The organism is Pseudomonas sp. PONIH3, from assembly GCF_002934345.1.
Classification (GTDB): domain Bacteria; phylum Pseudomonadota; class Gammaproteobacteria; order Pseudomonadales; family Pseudomonadaceae; genus Aquipseudomonas; species Aquipseudomonas soli.
In genome coordinates, this window is the sequence record NZ_CP026386.1 from 3,311,797 (window position 1) to 3,329,246 (window position 17,450).

The window sequence follows — 17,450 nt, forward strand, 5'->3', positions numbered from 1 at the left end:
AGCCATTCGGTCCCCATCGCGGTGCGCCGATGCGACTTGCCCCGCGATGGGTCCAACACCTATCCCACTGAAAAAACACAGAGGAACGGCCATGGTCCTGCGTTCGGAAATCCTGGTGAACAAAAACGTCCTGCCCACCGCGGAACAGGCCCTGCCTGGCCGCGAAACCCCGATGACCCTGCCCGAGTTCCACTACGTGTTCGAAGGCACCCCGCTGCTCGGCCCGTTCTTCGAAGGCGACATCGACTTCGCCATCTTCGGCCTGGGCTGCTTCTGGGGCGCCGAGCGGCGCTTCTGGCAGCGCGAAGGCGTGGTCAGCACCGTGGTCGGCTACGCCGGTGGCTTCACCCCCAACCCGACCTATGAAGAAGTCTGCTCGGGCCTGACCGGCCACACCGAAGTGGTGCTGGTGGTGTTCGACAAGAACAAGGTCAGCTACCGCGAACTGCTGGCGATGTTCTGGGAGCTGCACAACCCGACCCAGGGCATGCGCCAGGGCAACGATGTCGGCACCCAGTACCGCTCGGCGATCTACTGCACCTCGCCGCAGCAACTCGAGGAAGCCCAGGCCAGCCAGGCCGCCTTCCAGGCCGAACTGAGCAAGGCAGGCTTCGGCGAGATCACCACCGAGATCGCCCAGGCGCCGACCGTGTACTTCGCCGAGGCCTACCACCAGCAGTACCTGGCCAAGAACCCGGACGGCTACTGCGGCATCGGCGGCACCGGCGTGTGCCTGCCGCCCAGCCTGCAGGGCAACTGAGCCATGATCCTGTTCCATTCGCCGTTGTCACCGTTCGTGCGCAAGGTGATGATCGTCCTGCACGAGACCGGCCAGTTGGAGCGCGTCAGCGTGCAGGGCGTGAACATCAGCCCGCTGAACGGCGACGAGCAGCTCAACCGCGACAACCCGATCGGCAAGATCCCGGCCCTGCGCCTGGGCGATGGCAGCGTGTTGCACGATAGCCGGGTGATCTGCGAATACCTCGACAGCCAGCATGTCGGCCTGCCGTTGATCCCCCGCGAGGGCTCGGCGCGCTGGCGGCGCCTGACCCTGGCCGCGCAGGCCGACGCGATCATGGATGCCGCCGTGGCCACGCGCTACGAGACCTTCCTGCGCCCGATGGACAAGCAGTGGGACGGTTGGGTGACAGCGCAGGGCGAGAAGATCCGCCGCGGGCTGGCGAGCCTGGAGCACGAGCACCTGGCAGAGATCATCTCCGGCTTCGATATCGCCGCGATCGGTGTGGCCTGCGCCTTGGGTTATCTGGACTTGCGCCAGCCGGAGTTCGACTGGCGCGGAGAGTATCCGGGGCTGGCGGCGTGGTACGCCGAGGTCAGCCAGCGGGCGTCGATGCTGGCCACCGCACCGGCAGCCTGACCGGGCCCTATCGCGGGGCAAGTCGGGCCGCCGCATCGCCGCTCCCACGCCAAAATCTGGATCGAAACCTGGATTTGCGTGGGAGCAGGCTTGCCCCGCGATGGCCTCACCTCGGCAGCACAGGAAACAACTGCCCGATCCGCTGGGCCAACCACCGCCCGATCTCTCTATCCTCCCTCATCCCAACCTCCCCACCCGCGACCAGTCCAGCCGGCGGGTCAGCACCATGAACACACCCAGCAGGCCAAAGCACAGCAACGAGCCCATCAGCAGTGCGTAGTCCTCGGCGCTGAGCAGCCCGTAGAGCATGCCGTACAACGCCGCCAACCCCGCCGCAAAGCCCACCCCGCGCCCCAGGCTGCGCAGCACGTGCACCAGGTAGAAGCCGATCAGCAGCACACAGCCCGACGCCGACAGCCCATAGGCCAGGCCGAACCCCAGGTGCTCCGACAACGACAGCAGCAGCAGGTAGAAGAACGCCAGGGCCACGCCCACCAGGATGTACTGCACCGGGTGCACGCTGAGGTTCTTCAGCACCTCGAACAGGAAGAAGCCGGCGAAGGTCAGGGCGATGAACAGCAGCGCGTACTTGATCGCCCGCTCGCTCTTGAGGTACTGGTCCACCGGGTCGACGAAGCTGACGCCGAAAGCCCGGTCGGTGAAGTCAGCGCACTTCTGCGCAGTGGCGCACAGGCGCACCGCCTCCTCCAGGTTGGTGGCGAAGAACGTGGTCTGCCAGTGGGCGCTGAAGCCTTTCTCGTCGATGGCGCGGCGGCTGGGCAGGAAGTTGCCGATGAAGCTCGGGTGCGGCCAGTTGGCGCGCATGTCCACGGTACTGCTGCGCCCGACCGGCAGCACGGCCAGTTGCCCGGTGCCCAGCAGGTCCAGGTCGAAGGCATAGGTGAACTCCCGGGCCTGCGGCTCGCTGAACTGCGGCAGGTCCACATGCACGCCGCCAGGCAACCAATCGACTCCGTTGCCGGGCTGGAACGGCAGGCGCTGGTCGTCCAACTTCAGTTCAAGGCTGTTCTCGATGCCGCGGATATCACTGATGCCGACCATCAGCCGCGGCTTGTCGAAGCGATAGTCGTCGTAGTCTTTCTCGATCCCCCAGCGCTCGGGCAGCTTGAAGCGGCCGCTGATCCTGCTCTTGGCATGGAACAGGCGCGCCTGGTAGATGCCCCGGGCACGCAGCTCGGTATCGACGCCCACATCCATTTCGAAGGTTTCCGGCAGGAAATACAGCTGGCCGTGGACCGTGCTGGTTTCCTGGACGCTCTTGCCGTCCTTGTCGATCCAGCGGCGCTCGTACTTGCGATAGGGCACTACCACGACCGGGCCACTGACCAACTGGTCGAAACTGGAGCTCGCGGCGATCTCGCCGAGCACGTTGTTGCGCAGTTGCTGACGTTCGTCGATCAAGCCGCCGATCATCAGCAGGGGAATCAGCAGCAGCAGGATCAGCACGGCAATCAGGCCGAGCTTGAAACCTAGGGTCTTGTTCATGGGGTTGGGCTCCGTTTGCGATGGGGGCAGTGTCTGCCCGCTGCGTGGAGCCCTTGGGGAGGGAATGTGGAGATTGTGTGGAGATTGGAGCGGTCAGCAGAAAGTCTGTGGGAGTGGGCGACTTGCCTCTCAGGTAAGTCGCCGCGCCGGCAGCCACAACCTCACTCGCACGCCACCCTCGACGTTGTCCACCGCCAGCGCCCCGCCATGCAACTGCATCACCTCGGCCACGAAGTTCAGCCCCAGCCCGGTGCTCTTGCGCCCGGTGCCGGGCCTTGGCAGCGAATAGAAGCGCTCGCTGACCCGGCCCAGGGCATATTCGGGGATCGCCTGCCCCTGGTTGAACAGGCTTAAGGCCACCCGCTCGCCATCGCGCTCCAGCTCGAAGGCCAATGCGCCTTGCTGCGGGGTGAAGTCCAATGCATTGTCCAGCAGGTTGGCCAACGCCTGGCGCATCAGGAATGGATCGCACAGTAGCCTGAGGCCCGCCGGGATCCGCTGGCGCACCTGCAACCCGGCACCGTCGATCCTTGTACCTTGGGCCAGCAACAGTTCGTCGATCAACGCCGCCACCGCCACCTGCTGCTCGTCCTCCAGGGCCTGCATCTGTTCGACCCGGGCCAGGTTGAGCAACCGCTCGATCATCTGCTGCAGGCGGTCGCTCTCGCGCTCGATGTTGCCGGCAAAGCGCGCCCGCTGCTCTTGCGGCATGTCGCCCTGCAGCAGCTCAGAGGCGCCACGGATCGCCGCCAGCGGGCTCTTGAGTTCATGGGTGAGCGTGTGCACATAACGTTCGACGTAGGCCTTGCCTTCGAGCTGGGTGCGCATGCGCTCCACCGCCGTGGCCAGTTGCAGCAGCTCGCCGCCCTTGTAGTGCGGCAGCGCGGCGCGCTGGCCCTCGCTGACCGCCTGGGCATAGTGGGTGAGGCGGCGCAGCGAACGGGTCAACCACCACGACAGCGCCGCACCGACCAACAGGCCGAGCACGATCAGCCCGAGGCCGAGGATCAGCAGGCGCCGCTCGGAGCGGTCGATGTATGGCTGCAGCGAGCTGTTGGGCTTGGCCACGGTGACCACGCCGATGATCTGGCCACCGTCGAGGATCGGCGCCGCCACATGCATCACCGAAGTGCTTTCGTCATCCGGGTCGCTGCGGGTCGAACGTGCGCCGTACTGGCCACGCAAGGTCAGGTAGACGTCATTCCAGCGCGAATAGTCCTTGCCCACGTCCCGGCCGCTGGAGTCGAGCAGGACGATGCCCTTGGCATCGGTCACGTAGATCCGGTGGCTGACCTGGTTTTTCGCCAACCCCCAGATCTGCGCGCTCGGGCGCCGCTCGCCATAGGAGGCCAGTACCTGCGACAGGCGGCTCTGGGTCAGGGTGCCGTTCTTCACATCGTCATGCAGAATCTCGGCCAGCAGGTTGGCGGTGTCCACCAGGGTTTCTTCCGATGACTGACGCACCACCGGGCGGATCTGCTCGCGCACCGTATTGAGCAGGAAATAACCCGCCAGGCCGACGAACAGGAAGTACACCAGGAAGATGCGAATCCCCAGGCGCATCAGGCGTGCTCCGGGCTGTAGCTGTAGCCCAGGCCGCGGTGCGTCTGGATCGCCTCGGCGTCAGGGGCAACCTGGCGCAGCTTGGCGCGCAGGCTCTTGATATGGCTGTCGATGGTGCGCTCGTAGCCCACATCCGAGGCCACGCCCAGACCATCGAGCAGTTGCTCGCGGCTGAACACCCGCCGCGGTTGCTCGAGCAGGCTTTGCAGCAAGCGGAACTCATGGCGGGTGAGCGCCAGCGCCTGACCCCGGTAGCTGATACGCATCGCCAAGGTATCGAGCTGGAACGGTGTGCTGTCGCTGGCCACTTCAACCCTCGGCGCCATGCGCTTGAGGATCGCCCGCACCCGCGCCGCCACCTCGCGGGGGCTGAATGGCTTGACCACGTAGTCGTCGGCGCCGATCTCCAGGCCCAGCACGCGGTCGATCTCGGCGTCGCGAGCGCTGAGGAACATCACGGGCACCTCGCTGAAGCGGCGCAGCTGGCGGCAGGTCTCGAAGCCACTGATATCGGGCAGGCCGATATCGAGGATCACCAGGTCGGCCGGGCACAGGCGCTGCTGCTCGACGGCGGCGCTGCCGAGGGTCACCCACTCGGTGCTGTGGCCGTCGGCCTGCAAGGCGTAGATGAGGGTGTCGGCGATGGCGGATTCGTCTTCGACGATGAGGATGTGGGGCATCTGAGCGGCAAGCCTCGAGCTGCAAGCTTCAAGTGAAAGCGGATCGCGGCAACTTACACCGATCCGCCGTTTCTTGCAGCTTGTCGCTCTATGCTTGCAACTGCTGCATCAGCAGCCCGGATTGCCTGCCGTGAACTTCTCGCGCGGGTCCACCGCCGCCTTGAACTTGCGCAGGGCCTTGGAACCGATCAACAGCGGATAGCGGAAATTGCTGCGGTCGACCAGGTTGACCTCCACGGTGCGTTTCACATCGCCCAGACACATTTCCAGGTCGATCACCGGGCGATGCGAGAGCGCGGGCGACTCCTCCTCGTCATCTTCCTCGGCGCGGTTCTTGATCTTGCTGATACGCGACACTTCATGCTCGTAGAGCTTGTCGCTGGCGCCCTCGGTCGCCAGGCGGAAGCGCACCCACTCGTTGCCATCACGTTTGAACATCTCGATGTCCTTGGCCGACAGCGAAGCGGTCCAGGCGCCGGTATCCATCTTGGCTTTGAGGGTCTGGCCGATCTCCGGCAGCTTGATGTTCTCGTAACGGCCATAGAGCGTCGGTTCGGCGGCCATTACCGGCAGCGCCAGAAGGGACAACAGGGCAAGCAACGGTTTCACAGGGCAGGCTTCCTTGAGAGGGGTCAGTGCTTAGACTGTGCGGGCAGGATAGGTTCGTCGCCACAGGTTAAACAACATAATGTGAAACATTTGTCCCAGTTAATGGACGTACGACGTTTGGCTAAGGGCCATACCCTGCTTATCATTGCCAACCGTTCACCTCACACAACAAGAGTCCCCTTATGCGTCGCCTGCTGACCGGCATCCTCACCCTCACCCTGCTGCTGCTCAACACCCTGGTGCTGATCGGCCCGCTGCTGGTCTTTGCCCTGCTCAAGCTGGTGCTGCCGGGCCGTGGCCGCGACTACGCGTCGGCCGCGGTGATGTGGATCGCCGAAACCTGGTCGGAAATCGACAAGGCCATCTTCGCCCTGTGCATCCCCACCCAGTGGGACATTCGCGGCGTCGACACGCTGCGCCAGGACACCTCGTACCTGTGCGTGAGCAATCACCAGACCTGGGTGGATATCCCGGCGCTGATCGAGAGCCTCAACCGCCGCGTGCCGTTCTTCAAGTTCTTCCTCAAGAAGGAGCTGATCTGGGTACCACTGCTGGGCCTGGCCTGGTGGGGGCTGGATTACCCGTTCATGAAGCGCTACAGCAAGGCCTTCCTCGACAAGCACCCCGAACTCAAGGGCAAGGACCTGGAGATCACCAAGGCCGCCTGCGAGCTGTTCAAGCGCCAGCCGGTGACCGTGGTCAACTACCTCGAAGGCACCCGCTTCACCGAGGCCAAGCGCGCCGAGCAGCAATCGCCCTACCGTCACCTGCTCAAGCCCAAGGCCGGCGGCGTGGCTTTCGTACTGGCGGCGCTGGGCGAGCAGCTGGATGCGCTGCTCGATGTGACCATCGTCTACCCGGGCGACAAGGCGCCGGGGTTCTGGGATCTGCTCAACGGCAGTATCAGCCGGGTGATCATCGACATCCGCGTGCGCGAGCTGGACCCGGCGTTGTGCGCGGGCGATTACGAGAACGATCCGACGTTCCGTCAGACGGTGCAGGCCTGGGTCAACCAGCTGTGGCTGGACAAGGACCAGCGGATCGCGCAGTTGCGCGCAGAGATGCGCTGAAACCAATGGCCCTGGCGCGCTCTTGCCCGCGATAGGGCCTACAATACCTCACCAAACCCCGATTAAAATCCAGATTTATAATCGACATAAGGAACTCTTTGTTTGTCACCACCCACCTGAGTGGATAAAAATCGATCAACCACAACTACAAGAAAAGCCAGGATCGATCGATGGCCAACCCTCCCTGCTCCGCCCCCGCGCAACTGCGCCGCGTCCTGGGCCTGCCCGCCCTGGTGTTCTTCGGCCTGGTGTACATGGTCCCGCTGACCATCTTCACCACCTACGGCATCGTCACCGAACTCACCGGTGGCCGCACCGCCGCTGCCTACCTGGTCACCCTGCTGGCCATGCTGTTCACCGCCACCTCCTACAGCTTCATGGTCAAGCGCTTCCCGGTCGCGGGCTCGGCGTACTCCTACACCAACATGGCGTTCGGCCCCAACGTGGGTTTCCTGGCGGGCTGGTCCCTGCTGCTCGACTACCTGTTCATCCCGATGATCAATTACCTGCTGATCGGGCTGTTCCTCAACATCGCCTTCCCGGCCATCCCGGCTTGGGCCATCGTGCTGGCGGCCATCGCCGTGGTGACCGTGCTCAACGTGGTCGGCATCCACTCGGTGGCCAAGACCAGCAACCTGATCGTCGGCGCGCAGATCGTCTTCATCGGCGTATTCGTCGCCCTGTCCTGGCAGGGCCTGGCCGGCCAGCCGGTGGACCTGCTGGCGCCGCTGCGCGGTGATGGCAGCGCGCCGGGCTTCGCTGCCTTGATGGCAGGGGCTGCGGTGCTGTGCCTTTCGTTCCTCGGCTTCGATGCCGTGTCGACCCTGGCCGAAGAATGCAAGGACGCCCGCCGCGACGTGCCGCGAGCGATCATCCTCACCACCCTTGGCGCCGGGCTGCTGTTCACCGTGCTGGCCTATGTCAGCCAGCTGGTGCTGCCGGGCAGCGCCTTCGCCAACACCGATGCCGCCGCCAACGAAGTGATGATGAAGGCCGGCGGGCAGTTCCTCGCCAACTTCTTCACCGCTGCCTTCGTTGCCGGCAGCCTGGGCTCGGCGCTGGCCTCGCAGGCGGCGGTGTCGCGCATCCTGTTCACCATGGGCCGCGACCACGTACTGCCGCAGCGCAGCTTCGGCTACCTGTCGCCGCGCTTCGGCACGCCGGTGTTCGCCACCCTGCTGGTATCGGCGTTCTCGCTGCTGGCACTGGTGATCGACCTGGCCACCCTCGCCTCGCTGATCAGCTTTGGCGCGCTGGTGGCGTTCTCGGCGGTGAACCTGGCGGTGGTGAAGACGCACCTGATGGATGACGCGGGACAGCGCACGCCGCTGGGCCTGCTGCGCTATGGCGCGGTACCGCTGGTGGGGTTGGGCCTGACCTTGTGGCTGTGGACCAGCCTGTCGGCGCTGACGCTGGTGATCGGCTTGTGCTGGTTTGCGTTGGGGCTGGCGTACCTGGCGGTGCTGACTGCCGGTTTTCGTCGGCCAGTGCGGTTGGTGGATTTCTCCGAAACCGCGTAGCCCCGCATGTCTCCTGCAGGAGTGGCAGTGCAAGCTCCTGCAGAGGGTGGGGGTCAGACCGACGGGGTATGTACCGCCGGGCTACCCCACAAACTCCCCAGGTTTTGCAGCAACGACCCGGCAATCCCCTGCTGGCCCAGGTACTGCAGGATCAACGGCGCGAACTGGCCGATCATCCCGGTATCCATGCCCAGCGCCTTGAAGGCGTTGTCCAGGTCATTGCGGTTCTCGACTTCACCGCCCAGCGCATTGCTCAGGGCCGAGCTGTTCTTGTCATTGCCCAGCAACTGCCCCAAGCCGTTCAGCCCACCCAGCGCATTGTTGCCCGACAGCAGGTCGAGCCCCGGCACGGCCTTGGTCAACTGCCCGTAGTCATCGCCGCTGAGGTTGTTGCGCGCCAGGCCCAACATGGCCCCCGCGCCGCCGATGGCTTGCTCCGGAGTGATCTTCAATTCGCTACCCAGCGTGTTGAGCAGGTTGGCCTGGGCGGCTGGCGCTTGTCCCTGAACCTGCTGGTTCTGCATGGCCGAGACGGCATTGGCCGCGTCGCTGAGGTTGAAGGCGAACACCGGGCTTACGGCCAGGGTCATCAGGGTTGTCAGGGTGAATGCTTTCATCGGGAGGGACCTCGTCGGCCGGAATGGCCGGGAAACGAAGGGTTGGACTGGGGTGCCGGAGGTTTGTTCCGGGCCGGCCATCGGTGTTCATCCCAAGGCCCAATCGCTGGCAAGCCAGCTCCCACAGTGGATTGCACAACAGCCTAAGGCCTGCGCTGTACCTGTGTGTGGGCTTGCCGGCGATGGGCCGCACAGCGACCGCGGCTATTTCAATCCGGCTGATAAAAGCCCGAGGCAGGCACCTGCTTCAACGCCCCCACCAGCGCATCTGACTGCCCCCAGGCGACAGTCAGATGCTGCAGGCTCGACGCCTGGAGCTGCTTCACATCGCCGTCGGTCGCCAGCTCTTGGGCGTGATAGCCGTCGGTATAGGCGATGAACATGAAATGGCAGACGTTCATCAGCACCTCCTCGATGGGCACGGCGCCTTCGAGGAGGGCAGTGGAAAGGGATTGGCCGGGTGGGAGTTGTAATTTGGCGTGGAGGTCTTCGGGCGGGTCGGGGACGATTTTTTCATGACAGTCACCTGAATGCAGTGATGCTGCACAATTCGTTTCCACACAAAAGGGTTGCAGCTGTACACGGGGTGGACTCGGATGCATTCAGGAAAACCCGGTAGGCACTAAGCCTCCCGCACACAGCCGCCATAACGACACGTTCCAGGACGCATATCCGGGTTTCCACACCCGATCGCTGAACCGACAGCGACCGGGAAAGCCTAGTGGGCAGGATTTCCCCGGACAATCAGACGTGCATCGACATATCGCGCAGGATATTTCCTGCAACCTCAAGCAGTATGTGGGGTATAGCCTCATTCTGGGTAGGATTCTTTTTGAGACCTAGCATTTTTGCCAGTAGCGGGCCTAGCTCCATTGCCGCAAATTTGTGAAGGAGACCCAAGATCATTTGGAGACAGTCATGCAACCGAAGCACCTCTCCCCCTCGGCAACATCGTTACTGGCAACAGACATGCAAGGTTCAATATTGCGTGCGCATACAAAACAAGAGCCTCTTTCACTATCGTATGCGACCTACGGGTTCGACCCACATGCAATCTCGGACAGCCCCCAGCTCCGATTCAACGCGGAACTTCGCACAGTTGCAGGTTTCTACCTACTTGGCAGCTACAGAGCCTACAATCCAATACTGATGCGTTTTCACTCGCCCGATCGCTTAAGTCCTTTCGGAGCCGGTAACATCAATGCTTACGCTTACTGTTCTAATGACCCGGTAAATTATACTGACGCCTCCGGCTATATGAAAAATCCGCTACGAAGCCCAGCGGGCTTAACGCTAATCGGCGATAAAAGCAATATAAACGGGAAGCTCTACAGAAATGCACAAATCAGCGGTCAAACAAAACTAGTACCAGCTCCTAAATTCACCGAATCAGAAACTATCCATCTACAAAATTTAAGTCAAGAACAAACGCAAGAAATTCAGAAAACGAGCCAAAACATTCAAGATTACAAAAAAAAATATGGTCGCGGCATTAAAAAAATGCTTGAAGCGGAAGCCACCATAGATGACCTTAACACGAAGCGCAAAAAATACGTTGAGTTACTTAAAAGGACTCAAGACCTTGGCACAATAACAGACAAAATCTCTGCTATAGATGACAAAACAAAAACAAATCGCATAATATTTGCAGAATTATCAGCACAGTATTCAGCCCCAAAAAAAAATCTTATTCTACTCACCCATCATCTAAAGCAGCTTGAAGCCGACCTTGACTACGCGCAAAACCTTATGCGAACCAACACCAAATAATACTTTTAATTATACATAAACCGTCAGATTTCTGGCTTCACAGCAGCTTCAGGCGCAAAGTCTCTCAACATAGGTTTCCCGTATGACACAGACACATAAGCGCATGACCTCCACGACATTACTAGCAACTGATATGCAGGGCTCAGTGCTCCGTCATTCCCCCCAAAAAACCGTAATACTTTTTACGAAAGGCTCTCTGAAAAAGACGAAACATCTCCAACTGCAAATTCATCAGAGCCGAAAAAGTCGCACACTTAAAGTGCCTATCGAACATGAGCAATACAAAAAACAGAGCCCCTATATACGGGGCTCTGATTATTCCGACCTACGCCGCACTAAACGTCTTATGCGGATCAATCACAAACTTCTTCGGCACCCCTGCATCAAACTCGCCATACCCCTCGGGCGCCTGATCCAGGCTGATCACCTGCACCCCCACCACTTCGGCGATATTGATGCGGTCCCACATGATCGCCTGCATCAGCTGGCGGTTGTACTTCATGGTCGGGGTTTGCCCGGTGTGGAAGCTGTGGGACTTGGCCCAGCCCAGACCAAAGCGGATGCTCAGCGCGCCGATCTTGGCGGCAGCATCCACCGCGCCCGGGTCTTCGGTCACATAAAGACCCGGGATGCCGATGTTGCCGGCGACGCGGGTCACTTGCATCAGCGAGTTGAGCACGGTGGCCGGGGCTTCGTGCTTGGCGCCTTCATGACCATGGCCACGGGCCTCGAAGCCGACGGCATCGACGGCGCAGTCCACTTCCGGCTCGCCGAGGATATCGACAATCTGCTCATGCAGCGGGGTGTCCTTGGACAGGTCGACCACCTCGAAACCCTGGGACTTGGCATGGGCCAGGCGCAGCGGATTAAGGTCGCCGACGATCACGCAGGCGGCGCCCAGCAGGCGGGCGGACGCTGCGGCAGCCAGGCCGACTGGACCGGCACCTGCAACGTAGACGGTGCTGCCCGGGCCAACGCCTGCGGTGACGGCACCGTGATAGCCAGTGGGCAGGATGTCGGACAGGCAGGTCAGGTCGCGGATCTTCTCCATGGCCTTGTCGCGGTCCGGCAGTTTCAGCAGGTTGAAGTCGGCGTACGGCACCAGCACGTATTCGGCCTGGCCGCCGGTCCAGTCGCCCATGTCGACATAGCCGTAGGCGCCGCCGGCGCGGGCCGGGTTGACGGTAAGGCAGACGCCGGTGTGCATCTCTTTGCACGAGCGGCAGCGACCGCAGGCGACGTTGAACGGCACCGACACCAGGTCGCCGATTTTCAGGCGCTCGACATCACGCCCCATCTCGACGATTTGACCAGTGATTTCGTGGCCCAGCACCAGGCCGACCTGGGCGGTGGTGCGGCCGCGGACCATGTGCTGGTCGGAGCCGCAGATGTTGGTGGAGACCACCTTGAGGATGACACCGTGCTCGATCTTCTTGCCGCGCGGGTCCTGCATCTTGGGGTAGTCGATCTTCTGCACCTCGACCTTGCCCGCGCCGAGATACACCACTCCACGGTTACCAGACATGCTCTTACCTCGCTTGATTTGTATTTATGCAGCGGTGGTGGAAAGCGCCGCCTTTCCGTGGGCGGCCTGTGTTACTGGAATGAAGGGATTGTGGGCTTGATGGGGGATGGGGCGGTGACTGGATGCGACAGGGGGATACCTGTTTGCGGCGCACCATCTGTCGTAAAAAAACCATCGCGATGCGACTTGCCCCGCGATGGTTTCGGCTTAGAGAACGACAGTCCTATTCGCGTTTAGGAACACCCTTCTTTCGATGTGATAGCCAACCGCCCGTGCCAGGGTCAGGCACTCGATATCCCGCCCCTTGGCGATCAGGTCTTCCGGATAGTGGCTGTGATCCACCACCTCCACGCCCTGGGCGATGATCGGCCCTTCGTCCAGGTCGTTGTTGATATAGTGCGCGGTGGCACCCACCATCTTCACGCCCTTGTTGTAGGCCTGGTGATACGGCTTGGCGCCCTTGAAGCCAGGCAGCAGCGAGTGGTGGATGTTGATCGCCCAGCCATCCAGCCGGCGGCACAGCTCCGGCGACAGCACTTGCATGTAGCGGGCGAGGATCACCAGTTCGGCACCGCTCTCCTCGATCACCTGCAGCACCTTGCGCTCCTGCGCCGGTTTGTCGTTGGGGTCGAGGGCGAAGTGGTAGTACGGAATCTTGTGCCAGTGCGCCAGGGGCTCCAGGTCGGGGTGGTTGGACACCACCGCTACCACGTCCATGGCCAACTGGCCGATGCGTTGGCGGTACAGCAGGTCGTTCAGGCAGTGGTCGGCCTTGGACACCATGATCACCACCTTGGGGCGGTGATTCGGCGCGGTCAGCTCGAAAGCCATGCCGAAGGCTTCGCTGCGTTCGGCGAGGCCGGCACGGAAGCCCTCCTCGTCGAAGCCGTCCGCGGCGCGGAACTCCACACGTATGAAGAACCGCCCCGATAGCCGGTCATCAAAGGAATGGTGCTCGGTGACGTAGCAGCGCTGCTCGTAGAGGTGACGCGTCACCACATCGACCGTGCCGAGCATGCTCGGGCAGTCGGCGGTGAGAATCCAGGTGTCCGGTGCCCGACTCATGGTGCTGCTCCTTAGGCTTCGATGGCCAGGCCGTACTCGGCCGACGCGTCCTGCAGCCACAGCCACCAGTAGTCGGAGAAGCTGCGGCGAATCACCAGCTCCCAGGTGTCCTCGGCGGTGCGGCGTATCACCAGTTGCGACTTGGCGAACACGGTGCCGACGGCCTTGCCGACCGGGAAGTTGTTCGGGTGTACATCATAGCTGGTGGATTTCATCAGCACGTCGCGCACGTTGGGGCCGCGCAGCTCGAGCAGGGTCTGCCCACCGGTGACGTTGACCACCTGGATATGCTGGCCGTCGAGGGCATCGCGCAGCTTCTGCTCGACGGCGAACTCCTGGCCGCCGGGGACGATCAGCAACCACTCGTCCGGGCCGACCCATTGCAGCGACATCTCGCTGTTGGCGACCACGGTCAGGGCCACCGGCAGCTCCAGGCCAAGGGCCTTGTGCACGCCGCCGGCGAAGGCCTGGTCATGGCCGTCGCCACGCAGGGTCAGGTGGCCGAGGAATTTCTTTTCGCGCAGGGTCACGCCTGCATTCTTGCGGCCCTTGCCGACCAGGCTGGCCAGGTCGGCGTGGTGCAGTGGCGACTGAGCCTTGGCTTCAGGGCCTGGGTTTTGCTGGAAGACGTTGATAGCGCTCATTTCTTACCTGCCTTGAATTCTTGTAGGTCAGAGCGGCATCGGCACCGTGGGAGCGTGCTTGCCCCGCTATGGGGGCGCCAAGGCCTCCATCGCATCGCGGGGCAAGCCCGCTCCCACAGTATCCGGTGTCGCCAGCCGGAAGCCTTAGACGTTCTGCCGCTCACCCTTCGGGTCGAAGAACACCGAAGGCACGATTTCCGCCTCGATCACGCTGCCATCGGCCTGCGGCGAATACACCCGCTCGCCCATGCGCTTGAGGCCGCCCTTGACCACGCCCATGGCGAACGAATAGCCCAGGGAGTTGGCCGCGTAGCTGGAGGTGACGTGGCCGACCATGTCCATCGGGATCGGCTGCTTGGGGTCGAACACCAGCTGGGCACCCTCCGGCAGCCACACGTTCGGGTCCACGGGCTTGAGGCCCACCAGCTGCTTGCGATTGTCGCGGGTGGTGTCTTCACGGTTCATGCCGCGCAGGCCGATCCAAGAGAAGGCCTTGTTGCGGCCCACGCACCAGCTCATGTTGAGGTCGTCCGGGGTCATCGAGCCGTCGGTGTCCTGGCCGACGATGATGAAGCCCTTCTCGGCGCGCAGCACGTGCATGGTCTCGGTGCCGTACGGGGTCAGGTTGTACTTTTTGCCCGCCTCGACGATCTGCTCCAGCACACCCATGGCGTAGTTGGCCTGCACGTTGATCTCGTACGACAGCTCGCCGGTGAACGAAATGCGGAACACCCGCGCCGGCACGCCGCCGACCAGGCCTTCCTTCCAGCTCATGAACGGGAAACCGTCCTTGTCCAGGTCGATGTCGCTGACCTCGGCCAGCAGCTTGCGGCTGTTGGGGCCGGACAGGGTCATGGTCGCCCAGTGGTCGGTGACCGAGGTGAAGAACACCTTCATTTCCGGCCATTCGGTCTGGTGATACAGCTCCAGCCACTGCAGCACGCGGGCCGCGCCGCCCGTGGTGGTGGTCATGATGAAGTGGTTGTCGCCGACGCAGGCGGTCACGCCGTCGTCGAAGACCATGCCGTCTTCCTTGCACATCAGGCCGTAGCGGGCCTTGCCCACGTCGAGCTTGGTCCAGGCGTTGCTGTAGATGCGGTTGAGGAACTCGCGGGCGTCCGGGCCCTGGATATCGATCTTGCCCAGGGTCGAGGCGTCCAGCAGGCCGACGCTGTCACGCACGGCCTTGCATTCGCGGGCCACCGCGGTGTGGATGTCTTCGCCGGGCTTGGGGAAGTACCACGGGCGCTTCCACTGGCCGACGTCCTCGAACTCGGCGCCGTTCTTGATGTGCCAGGCATGCAGGGCGGTGAAGCGCACCGGCTCGAACAGGTGGCCGCAGTGCCGGCCGGCTACCGCGCCGAAGGTCACCGGCGTGTAGTTGGGGCGGAACATGGTGGTGCCCATTTCCGGGATGCCGATCCCGAGCGAACGGGCGGCGATGGCCAGGCCGTTGATGTTGCCCAGCTTGCCCTGGTCGGTGCCGAAGCCCAGCGCGGTGTAGCGCTTGACGTGCTCGACCGACTCGAAGCCTTCGCGGGTGGCCAGCTCGATGGCCGCGGCGGTGACGTCGTTCTGCTGGTCGACGAACTGCTTCGGCGCACGGGCGGTGCCTTTGTCGTGGGGCACCTGGAACAACGCCACGGTGGCTTCTTCCTTGCGCGCCAGGGTTTTCGGCAAGGTCCCGACGCTGGCCTTGAAGCCCGCCTCGGTGGCGGCGCGAACACCGCCTTCGAAACCGTCGGCGATCACGTCACCGAGGGCGTAGACACCGTTCACGCCACCGACGCACACGCGCTTCTGCGGCGCATCGCCCGGCACGAAGCCGAGGATGTCCTCACGCCAGACCGGGCGACCGCCCAGGTGCGAGGCCAGGTGCACCACCGGGCTGTAGCCGCCGGAGGTGGCGATCAGGTCGCAGTCGAGGGTTTCACCGGGGCTGGTGACCTTGTGCGCCTGCACATCGATGGCGGCCACGCGGGCGCCGGTGACGTGCTTGCTGCCCTTGGCCTCGATCACGGCGCTGGAGGTGAGGATGCGGATGCCCTTGGCACGCGCCTCTTCGACCAGCGAACCGCGTGGGTTGTGGCGCGCGTCGGCGATGGCGACCACTTGCAGGCCGGCGTCGTGCCAGTCCAGCGCGGCGCGGTAGGCATGGTCGTTGTTGGTCGACAGCACCAGCTTGCGGCCTGGGGCCACGCCGTAACGGCGCACGTAGGTCGATACGGCGCCAGCAAGCATGTTGCCCGGCAGGTCGTTGTTGCCGTACACCAGCGGGCGCTCGTGGGCACCAGCCGCCAGCACCACGCGGTTGGCGCGCACGCGATGCACCCGCTGACGCACCTGGCCTATCGGGGCGCGGTCGCCGAGGTGGTCGGTGAGGCGTTCGTGGATGGTGAGGAAGTTGTGGTCGTGGTAGCCGTTGACCGTGCTGCGCGGCAGCAGGGTGACTTCCGGCAGGCTCTCCAGCTCGGCCACCACGGCGCTGACCCAGTCGGCGGCCGGTTTGCCGTCGAGGGTTTCGCGGCTGTCGAGCAGGGTGCCACCGAACTCTTCCTGTTCATCGGCGAGGATCACCCTTGCACCACTACGCGCGGCGGCCAGCGCAGCGGCCAGGCCGGCGGGGCCGGCGCCGACGATCAGCACGTCGCAGTGCTGGTTCATGTAGTCGTAGCTGTCGGGGTCGTTCTGCAGCGGCGCGCGCCCAAGGCCCGCCGCCTTGCGGATGTACTTCTCGTAGGTCATCCAGAACGACTTGGGGTACATGAAGGTCTTGTAGTAGAACCCGGGCGGCATCATGCTGCCGCCGACCTTGCCGATGATGCCCATCATGTCGTTATTGACGTTCGGCCAGCCGTTGGTGCTGGTGGCCACCAGGCCTGCATACAGGGCCTGCTGGGTGGCGCGCACGTTGGGGATCTGGGTGGCTTCGCTGGCGCCGATCTGCAGGATCGCATTCGGCTCTTCGGTGCCGGCGGCGATGATCCCGCGGGGACGCGAGTACTTGAAGCTGCGCCCGACGATATCGACGCCGTTGGCCAGCAGCGCGGCGGCCAGGGTGTCGCCGGCATAGCCCTGGTAGGTCTTGCCGTTGAAGGTGAAGTTCAGCACCTTGCTGCGGTCGATACGGCCGCCGCTGGCGAGGCGATAGGTCTGGCTCATACTTTTTCCCCTTGGCCCTTGGCGGTCGCTGGCGCGCTGCTCTGTTTCGAGGCGGCGGTGACCTGAGGCTTCTCGCCGATCTTGTAGGTTTCCAGAATCTCGTAGGTCACGGTGTCGCGGGTGACGTTGAAGTACTGGCGGCAGCCGGCAACGTGATCCCACAGCTCGTGGTGGATGCCACGCGGGTTGTCGCGGAAGAACATATAGGTGCCCCACTCCTCGTCGGAGCAGGCGTTCGGGTCCAGCGGGCGGGCGATATGGGCCTGGCCGGACGCGTGGAATTCTTCCTCGGAGCGCAGCTCGCCGCAGTGGGGACAGAAGATGTGCAACATGACGGTTGT

16 protein-coding genes are annotated in these 17,450 nt (G+C 63.2%); 5 read left to right on the forward strand and 11 right to left on the reverse strand.

The features are described from left to right. Positions 1-91: 91 nt before the first annotated feature. Both msrA and C3F42_RS15380 read left to right on the forward strand, forming a co-directional pair. Positions 92-760: a peptide-methionine (S)-S-oxide reductase MsrA gene (gene msrA, locus C3F42_RS15375; protein WP_023632108.1), complete on the forward strand. Its 669-nt coding sequence runs from the start codon at positions 92-94 to the stop codon at positions 758-760. Between the two features lie 3 nt (positions 761-763). Then, the gene (locus tag C3F42_RS15380) at positions 764-1,378 is read left to right on the forward strand and encodes a glutathione S-transferase (RefSeq protein WP_104444596.1); all 615 of its coding nucleotides are present in this window, start codon (positions 764-766) and stop codon (positions 1,376-1,378) included. 177 nt (positions 1,379-1,555) lie between these two features. On the opposite strand, the gene creD is transcribed toward C3F42_RS15380, so the two are convergent. The 4 genes from creD to C3F42_RS15400 all read right to left on the reverse strand — a co-directional run bounded on the left by creD (position 1,556) and on the right by C3F42_RS15400 (position 5,736). Next, complete coding sequence (gene creD, locus C3F42_RS15385) at positions 1,556-2,884, reverse strand: cell envelope integrity protein CreD (protein ID WP_023632663.1); 1,329 nt, start codon at positions 2,882-2,884, stop codon at positions 1,556-1,558. 129 nt (positions 2,885-3,013) lie between these two features. Beyond that, positions 3,014-4,447 (reverse strand): two-component system sensor histidine kinase CreC, encoded by a 1,434-nt coding sequence (creC, locus tag C3F42_RS15390; RefSeq protein WP_094011549.1) that lies wholly within the window; start codon positions 4,445-4,447, stop codon positions 3,014-3,016. Then, on the reverse strand, positions 4,447-5,127 hold the full coding sequence (creB, locus tag C3F42_RS15395; RefSeq protein ID WP_104444597.1) for a two-component system response regulator CreB: 681 nt from the start codon (positions 5,125-5,127) through the stop codon (positions 4,447-4,449). The genes creC and creB overlap by 1 nt, the downstream gene beginning before the upstream one ends. 108 nt (positions 5,128-5,235) lie before the next feature. Next, positions 5,236-5,736, reverse strand: coding sequence for an ATP-dependent zinc protease (locus C3F42_RS15400; RefSeq protein ID WP_023630860.1), 501 nt, complete (start codon positions 5,734-5,736; stop codon positions 5,236-5,238). Between the two features lie 182 nt (positions 5,737-5,918). Here C3F42_RS15400 and C3F42_RS15405 point away from each other — a divergent pair, with 182 nt between their 5' ends. Both C3F42_RS15405 and C3F42_RS15410 read left to right on the forward strand, forming a co-directional pair. Continuing rightward, entirely contained in the window at positions 5,919-6,806 is an 888-nt protein-coding gene (locus C3F42_RS15405; RefSeq protein WP_094011551.1) for an acyltransferase, read from the forward strand. A 170-nt stretch (positions 6,807-6,976) separates the two neighbouring features. Beyond that, positions 6,977-8,326 carry an APC family permease gene (locus C3F42_RS15410; protein ID WP_104444598.1) on the forward strand — a complete coding sequence of 450 codons (1,350 nt, stop codon included), beginning with the start codon at positions 6,977-6,979 and terminating at the stop codon, positions 8,324-8,326. 53 nt (positions 8,327-8,379) lie between these two features. Here C3F42_RS15410 and C3F42_RS15415 read toward each other — a convergent pair whose 3' ends face one another. Both C3F42_RS15415 and C3F42_RS15420 read right to left on the reverse strand, forming a co-directional pair. After that, on the reverse strand, positions 8,380-8,943 hold the full coding sequence (locus C3F42_RS15415; protein ID WP_104444599.1) for a DUF2780 domain-containing protein: 564 nt from the start codon (positions 8,941-8,943) through the stop codon (positions 8,380-8,382). A gap of 209 nt (positions 8,944-9,152) precedes the next feature. Continuing rightward, complete coding sequence (locus tag C3F42_RS15420) at positions 9,153-9,344, reverse strand: hypothetical protein (RefSeq protein ID WP_104444600.1); 192 nt, start codon at positions 9,342-9,344, stop codon at positions 9,153-9,155. 517 nt (positions 9,345-9,861) lie between these two features. Here C3F42_RS15420 and C3F42_RS15425 point away from each other — a divergent pair. Continuing rightward, positions 9,862-10,713, forward strand: a complete 852-nt coding sequence (locus C3F42_RS15425) for an RHS repeat-associated core domain-containing protein (RefSeq protein ID WP_104444601.1) — start codon at positions 9,862-9,864, stop codon at positions 10,711-10,713. 325 nt (positions 10,714-11,038) lie between these two features. Here C3F42_RS15425 and fdhA read toward each other — a convergent pair whose 3' ends face one another. The 5 genes from fdhA to C3F42_RS15450 all read right to left on the reverse strand — a co-directional run bounded on the left by fdhA (position 11,039) and on the right by C3F42_RS15450 (position 17,441). Further along, entirely contained in the window at positions 11,039-12,238 is a 1,200-nt protein-coding gene (fdhA, locus tag C3F42_RS15430; RefSeq protein ID WP_104444602.1) for a formaldehyde dehydrogenase, glutathione-independent, read from the reverse strand. Between the two features lie 207 nt (positions 12,239-12,445). Beyond that, on the reverse strand, positions 12,446-13,303 hold the full coding sequence (purU, locus tag C3F42_RS15435; RefSeq protein ID WP_023631289.1) for a formyltetrahydrofolate deformylase: 858 nt from the start codon (positions 13,301-13,303) through the stop codon (positions 12,446-12,448). A gap of 11 nt (positions 13,304-13,314) precedes the next feature. Further along, positions 13,315-13,947: a sarcosine oxidase subunit gamma gene (locus C3F42_RS15440; protein ID WP_038707202.1), complete on the reverse strand. Its 633-nt coding sequence runs from the start codon at positions 13,945-13,947 to the stop codon at positions 13,315-13,317. Between the two features lie 144 nt (positions 13,948-14,091). Beyond that, positions 14,092-17,109, reverse strand: coding sequence for a sarcosine oxidase subunit alpha (locus C3F42_RS15445; protein WP_104444603.1), 3,018 nt, complete (start codon positions 17,107-17,109; stop codon positions 14,092-14,094). Next, positions 17,106-17,441 carry a sarcosine oxidase subunit delta gene (locus tag C3F42_RS15450; RefSeq protein WP_023631299.1) on the reverse strand — a complete coding sequence of 112 codons (336 nt, stop codon included), beginning with the start codon at positions 17,439-17,441 and terminating at the stop codon, positions 17,106-17,108. Before C3F42_RS15450 ends, C3F42_RS15445 begins: the two co-directional genes overlap by 4 nt. Positions 17,442-17,450 lie beyond the last annotated feature (9 nt).